The organism is Microbacterium sp. SA156 (assembly GCF_049065455.1).
In the GTDB taxonomy this organism is placed as follows: Bacteria; Actinomycetota; Actinomycetes; order Actinomycetales; family Microbacteriaceae; genus Microbacterium; species Microbacterium barkeri.
Window position 1 is genome coordinate 73,031 of record NZ_JBAKGU010000015.1, and the last position, 6,198, is coordinate 79,228.

The following is a 6,198-nucleotide window of genomic DNA, read 5'->3' on the forward strand; positions in this document are numbered from 1 at the left end:
TCGCGCAGACGGCGCGCGACTCGCGACACGGCTGCGGCGGGCAGCGCTTCTGGCGCTGCTCGCCGTGCCCGTCGCGGTCGGCGCCGTCGCGAGTGTCATCGGGCGCTGAGGTCGCCGAGCGCCTCCGCGGCCGCCGTGATGCGCTCGGCCATCCCCGCGAAGATGAATCCGTGGAAGGGCAGGACGGCAAGCCAGTAGAGGCGTCCGGCGAGACCGCGCGGGAAGAACACCGCTCGCTGCCGGTACCGGGCGCCGGCGCCGTCCGGCTCGACCCCCAGCTCGAGCCACGCGGCACCCGGGACCTTCATCTCCGCCCGCAGCCGCAGGAGACGGCCGTCCTCGATCGCTTCGACACGCCAGAAGTCGATCGCGTCGCCGACGCGAGCCGCGCTGCGGGAGCGTCGCCCGCGGCGCAGTCCGACCCCGCCCGCAACCCGGTCCATCCAGCCGCGCGCCGCCCAGAGGACGGGTGAGGAGTACCAGCCGTTCTCGCCCCCGATGCCGAGCACGATCTCCCAGACGTCCTCGGCCGAGGCGCGCGTGCAGCGTTCGCGCTCATCGGTGAAGACGGTGCGGCCGGCCCATTCGGGGTCGCTCGGCAGCGGGTCGCTCGGTGCGCCGGAGACCTCGGCGTCCTGCCAGCTCGTCTCGACACGGTCCGCGTCGAGTCGGCCGAGCGCGAGGCGCACCGCCTCGCGATACGGCGTCAGCCCGCCTGCGGGAGGCGGGATGAGGTCGTCGGGCACGCCGTCCTTCACGATGCACTCGTTCTGAAGCGACGCGATCAGCGGGCGCGCGATCGCACGCGGCACCGGAGTGACCAGGTTCACCCAGTGAGATGCGAGGGTCGGCGTGAGCACGGGCAGCGCGGCGATGGCGCGCTGGCGCAGCCCCGCCTCGATCGCGTAGCCGTTCATCATCTGCCCGTATCGGAGCACGTCAGGACCGCCGATGTCGATCGCACGGCCGATCCCGCTGGGAGCCCGTGCGGCTCCGAGCAGATAGTGGAGCACATCGCGGATCGCGATCGGCTGGATGCGGTTCCGCACCCAGCGCGGCGCGGGCATGTACGGGAGGACCTCGGTGAGATGGCGGATCATCTCGAATGATGCCGAGCCGGAGCCGATAACGACGCCCGCCTGCAGCACCAGAGTCGGCACCCCCGAGTTGAGGAGGATCTCGCCGACGGCGACGCGCGAGCGGAGGTGCGGTGAGAGCTCGGCATCGGCGGGATGCAGCCCGCCGAGATAGACGAGGCGGCGGACACCGGCCGTGGCCGCCGCCTTCCCGACGGTCTGCGCCGCGAGCTCGTCTGCGCGCTCGAATCCCCGGCCGGCTCCCATGGAGTGGACGAGGTAGAACAGCACATCGACGTCGTCGCATGCACGCGCGACCGCGCTCGCCTCGGCAGCGGAGCCCTCGACGATCTCCACCTCGTCGCCCCACGGCAGCGATCGTGCACGAGCGGCGTCTCTCACGAGCACGCGCACGCGGTATCCGGCTGCGACGAGCCGCGGCGTCAGCCTGCCGCCGACATAGCCCGTCGCCCCGAGCACGAGCGCGCGAGGTGGTGTGCCGTCCGCTCGCGGAAGCGCGCGCAATGCCGGTTCGTGTCCCGTGGGCGCCGTCAGGTCGATCATCCGCTCAGGCTAGGAGGCCCCGTTCGCCGCCGCCCAGCGCTTGACAGCCGGCGCGACGACGCGATTCCTTGCGCCGAGATGACGGCTGGTTAGAATATCGGTGTTCTGTGCCGGCTGGCACGGGGGAAGACGTGGCCCTGACTGCGGGTGCGCGACCGGATGGCACGGAGAGCAGCTATGACCGCTGGCGAAGACGACGCCGTGGCCGCGTCTTCGCATGGGGGCGCGCGTCGGAGTCGTCGGGAGGGCCTCCCTGAGGCGGTGCCCGTGCGCCGTCTCGACACGGCGCCCGTGACGCCGCTCATCCTGCCGTCGTACGGGTCCGCTCCGCGTCGCGGCGGTGCCTCGGGCATCGCGGCTCTGCCGTTCGCGGCGCCGGTCACGCCCGTGCGCACCGAGGACGCCGCGAACGGATCGTCGTTCCGCGCGGGTCAGCTCGTCGCCGCAGGCACGGCGGCTGCGGTGATCGCCGCCGTGGCGACCGCGTTCACTCCGGGAGGCGGCGGCGGGACGCTCCTCGGGTCGGGCTTCACCTTCGCTGAGGCACAGCAGGGGACCTACGCGGGCACCCCCGAGGCGGACGGCGAGGGCGGACTCGCCGTCGAGGTGGTCGAGCCGCCCGCCGATGACCTCGAGCCGCTCGGGATCCTGCCGTCGACGCTTCCTGACGACCTGCGCTCGGATGAGCCCGACGATCGCTCCGGCGGCGGAGGCGACGACGACAACGGCGGCGGCGATGACCCCCAGGACGAGCGCGACGGCGACGACCGCGAGGGGCAGGACGACCGGGGCGGCCGAGACGACCATGGGGACGAGGACCAGGACTCGAGCCCGAGCCCCTTCCCGTGGTGGCCCGACTTCGATTTCGATCTCGACGACCCGTCTCCGACGACGAAGCCGCAGCCGTCGCGCGAGCCGAGCGATCCATCCGACCCCTCGCCGACGCGGGAGCCGTCCGAGCCTTCTCCGACCCGGGAGCCGTCCGAGCCGTCTCCGACGAGGGAGCCCTCGGACCCGTCTCCGACACGCGAGCCCTCCGAGCCCTCGCCCACCCGGGAGCCCTCGGAGCCTGCGCCCACACGCGAGCCGTCCGAGCCGTCTGAGCCCTCGCCGACCCGCGAGCCGTCCGAGCCCGTTGAGCCGTCGCCATCCGAGCCGACAGAGCCGACCGAGGAGCCTTCGACGCCGCCCACGAGCGAGCCCTCACAGCCGCCGAGCCCGAGTCTTCCTCCCACGAGTGAGCCCTCTCCGCCGCCCACAAGCGAGCCGCCGGCCCCGGCACCCGATCCCCTCCGGTTCGCCGGGCTGAGCGAGAACTACACGCTCAGCCTCTTGGGAATCAAGGTGCTCGGAAGCTACACGCTCTCGGTGGTCGGCGAGCCCGGCTCGACGGCGACCGTCACCTACGGCGGATCCGCCGCGGGCTCGGTCACGTTCGGCGGCTCCGGTGCCGCGTCGATCACGCTGGGCAGGTCGCTCGTCGACCTCAAGCTGAGCAATCCGCTGATCCGCGTCGCGTACTCGGATGGCACGCCGGGTGCGCCGATCGAAGAGTACCGCGACAGCATCTGACTCCCCGCTCGATAGTCTGCTCGTCCGAGCATCCGAGAGGGGATGACATGGTCGCCGTGTACGTGGATCCTGTCGACGGCCGCTCCTATGGTCTGGACACGCCGCGCTGGCGCTCCGACGCGGGGCGGCCCCTCATGGTGAGTGCGCAACGCGGGATCGCCCGCGACGAGATCGAGACGCGCGAGCGCTCGCTCTGGCGGTATCACGCCGCGCTCCCCGTCGACATCGCGCATCCGATCACGCTCGGCGAGGGCTGCACGCCGCTCGTGGAGCGGGAGTGGGGGCGTCATCGTCCGCTCTTCAAGCTCGAGTGGTTCAGTCCGACGGGGAGCTTCAAGGACCGCGGCTCGAGCGTCATGCTGTCGTACCTGCGCGAGCGCGGAGTCGAGGCCGTGCTCGAGGACAGCTCCGGGAACGGCGGATCGTCGATCGCCGGGTACGGCGCGGCCGGCGGGATGGGAGTGCGCATCTTCGCGCCGGCCTCGACGTCTCCCGCGAAGATCGCGCAGGTGCGCGCATACGGTGCCGAGGTCGAACTCGTCGACGGGCCGCGGGAGGCCTCTCAGGAAGCGGCGATCCGCGCATCGGACGAGACGTTCTATGCGAGCCACAACTGGCAGGCCCTCTTCCTCGAGGGGACGAAGACGCTCGCCTACGAGCTCTGGGAGGACCTCGGGTTCCGCGCGCCCGACAACGTCATCGTGCCGGTCGGCGCCGGGAGCAGCCTGCTCGGGTGCTGGCTTGGCTTCCGCGAGCTGCATTCCGCCGGTCAGATCGAGCGGATGCCTCGGCTCTTCGCCGCACAGCCCCGGGGGTGTTCCCCGGTGGTCGCCGCGCTCTCGGGAGAGCGGTACGCGCATGCGCCGACGATCGCCGAGGGCACCGCCATCCGATCGCCTCTCCGCCTCGACCAGATGCTGCAGGCGCTCCGCGAGACGGATGGCGCTGCTCTCGCGATCTCGGAGGAGGGCATCGTCGCCGCCCTGCGCGCGCTGTGCGATCGCGGGCTGTTCGCCGAGCCGACCAGCGCGCTCGCGGCGGCCGCCTTCGACGAGCTCGTCGCGCGCGGGGTGATCCGCGACAGCGAGACGACGGTCGTCATGCTCAGCGGCTCGGGGCTCAAGGCGGCCGAGACGATCCGGTCGCTGCTGTCCTGAGGCGTCCGGTGGCGTCAGGCGGCGTCGGCCTGCTGGCGCGCCTCGAGCACGTCGGGCATGTGCGTCGTCGCCCAGGTCTCCAGCGCGCGCAGCGGCTCGCGCAGGCTGCGTCCGAGGTCGGACAGCTCGTAGACCACGCGCGGCGGCACCTCGGCGTACACGGTCCGCGTCACGAGTCCGTCGCGCTCCAGTGCGCGGAGCGTCTGGGTGAGCATCTTCTGCGAGATGCCCTCGATGCGGCGGGCGACCTCAGAGAAGCGAAGCGGCCCGTCCTCGAGCGTGCCGAGGACGAGCGCGGTCCATCGATCGCCGATGCGGTCGAGCAGCTGCCGGCTGGGGCAGTCCTTGGCGTAGGGGTTCCACGCGTCCATCACGCCTCACTTACGTCGCGGTGACCAGGGCACGGAAAAGTGCCTGCTTCCCCACAGTAACAGGCTCTCCTAGAGTGACTATTGCGCGGTGATCGCCGCGGACCGACTACAGGAGGACATCCAGATGACACGTATCGCCGTCTTCGGAGGAACCGGCTTCGCCGGAGGGCACATCGTCGAGAACGCCGTGGGGCGCGGACACGAGGTGATCTCGTACAGCCGGTCGGTTCCCGCGACGACGATCGAGGGCGTCGACTACCGGACGGGGTCGATCGCCGATGCCGACACGGTGAAGCAGGCCGTCGCGGATGCCGACGTGGTGATCAGCGCCGTCGCCCCGCGGGGCGACATGGAGGGCGCGGTCGCGCCTGCCATCGCCCAGCTGGCCGAGGCCGCGCGCGCGGCCGGCACGCGGATCGGCGTGATCGGCGGCGCAGGGTCGCTGCACGTGTCGGAGGGCGGGCCTCGCGTGCTCGACAGCGGATTCCCGGAGGCGTTCAAGGCAGAGGCCCTTGAGATGACGGATGTCCTGGAGGCGCTCAAGGCCTCGCCCGAGGACCTGGACTGGTTCTTCATCAGCCCCGCGGGCGGGTTCGGCGCATTCAACCCCGGCGAGGCGAAGGGCACGTACCGTCTCGGCGGCGATGTGCTCCTCGTGGACGAGGGCGGGGAGTCGTTCATCTCGGGTGCCGACCTCGCGCTCGCGATCGTGGATGAGATCGAGGCGCCGAAGCACCACCGCAAGCGCTTCACGGTCGCCTACTGACAGCTGGGGACGCTGGGGAGAGGCGGGGCGGTCGCGATGGCGGCCGCCCCGCCTCGGCGCAGGAGCGCGACACGCCCGACGCTGACCTCGGTTTGCCCGACCCCACCGATCCGCGTAATGTATTCCCTTGTCGCCGCCAAGCGGTGAGGTTGAGCCGGAAGGTTCCCCGCCCCAGGTCTGCGACAGAAACCACCTCGAAGAAGAGACGCACTCGTGCGTCGACTCGAAGGGGTGGCGGTCGTTCCCTCGAGCGGCTGCGATCGACACGGCGTGTCGGATTCGCATCCTGGTGAGAGAGCGGCTAAGATAGAGAAGTTGCCCCGGAGGGCCACGGCGGGAGTCGTGGGGCTGGGTGCGTCTGATCCTTGAGAACTCAACAGCGTGCACTTGTCAAATGCCAAATTATCCTCGTCCTGACCCGTTTGGGTTGGGTTGAGAATTCCTTTGGATCAAATTTTATGGTTGTCAGTTTTTGGCATCCTTTTTGGTCATGATTGAACTCGCAGGTGCCTGTCCGTTTTCCCGGGTGGGTGTCTGCTTTCGTTTTTTACGGAGAGTTTGATCCTGGCTCAGGATGAACGCTGGCGGCGTGCTTAACACATGCAAGTCGAACGATGAAGCCCAGCTTGCTGGGTGGATTAGTGGCGAACGGGTGAGTAACACGTGAGCAACCTGCCCCTGACTCTGGGATA

The 6,198-nt window shown here is 70.4% G+C and carries 5 protein-coding genes and 1 rRNA gene; 4 read left to right on the top strand and 2 right to left on the bottom strand.

Annotated elements, in window-relative coordinates:
* Nucleotides 1-95: 95 nt before the first annotated feature.
* Nucleotides 96-1,640 carry an SDR family oxidoreductase gene (locus tag ACOWU6_RS13940; RefSeq protein WP_421076053.1) on the bottom strand — a complete coding sequence of 515 codons (1,545 nt, stop codon included), beginning with the start codon at nucleotides 1,638-1,640 and terminating at the stop codon, nucleotides 96-98.
* Between the two features lie 267 nt (nucleotides 1,641-1,907).
* Here ACOWU6_RS13940 and ACOWU6_RS13945 point away from each other — a divergent pair, with 267 nt between their 5' ends.
* Complete coding sequence (locus ACOWU6_RS13945) at nucleotides 1,908-3,212, top strand: hypothetical protein (protein WP_421076054.1); 1,305 nt, start codon at nucleotides 1,908-1,910, stop codon at nucleotides 3,210-3,212.
* Between the two features lie 47 nt (nucleotides 3,213-3,259).
* The gene (locus ACOWU6_RS13950) at nucleotides 3,260-4,369 is read left to right on the top strand and encodes a threonine synthase (protein ID WP_421076055.1); all 1,110 of its coding nucleotides are present in this window, start codon (nucleotides 3,260-3,262) and stop codon (nucleotides 4,367-4,369) included.
* A 14-nt stretch (nucleotides 4,370-4,383) separates the two neighbouring features.
* Here the strand turns inward: ACOWU6_RS13950 and ACOWU6_RS13955 are convergent, their stop codons facing one another.
* Complete coding sequence (locus ACOWU6_RS13955; RefSeq protein WP_271174290.1) at nucleotides 4,384-4,740, bottom strand: winged helix-turn-helix transcriptional regulator; 357 nt, start codon at nucleotides 4,738-4,740, stop codon at nucleotides 4,384-4,386.
* A gap of 124 nt (nucleotides 4,741-4,864) precedes the next feature.
* On the opposite strand from ACOWU6_RS13955, the gene ACOWU6_RS13960 reads away from it, so the two are divergent.
* Both ACOWU6_RS13960 and ACOWU6_RS13965 read left to right on the top strand, forming a co-directional pair.
* Complete coding sequence (locus ACOWU6_RS13960) at nucleotides 4,865-5,506, top strand: NAD(P)-dependent oxidoreductase (protein ID WP_282980051.1); 642 nt, start codon at nucleotides 4,865-4,867, stop codon at nucleotides 5,504-5,506.
* Nucleotides 5,507-6,052: 546 nt separating this feature from the next.
* Nucleotides 6,053-6,198 (top strand): 16S ribosomal RNA (locus tag ACOWU6_RS13965); the annotation flags it as partial.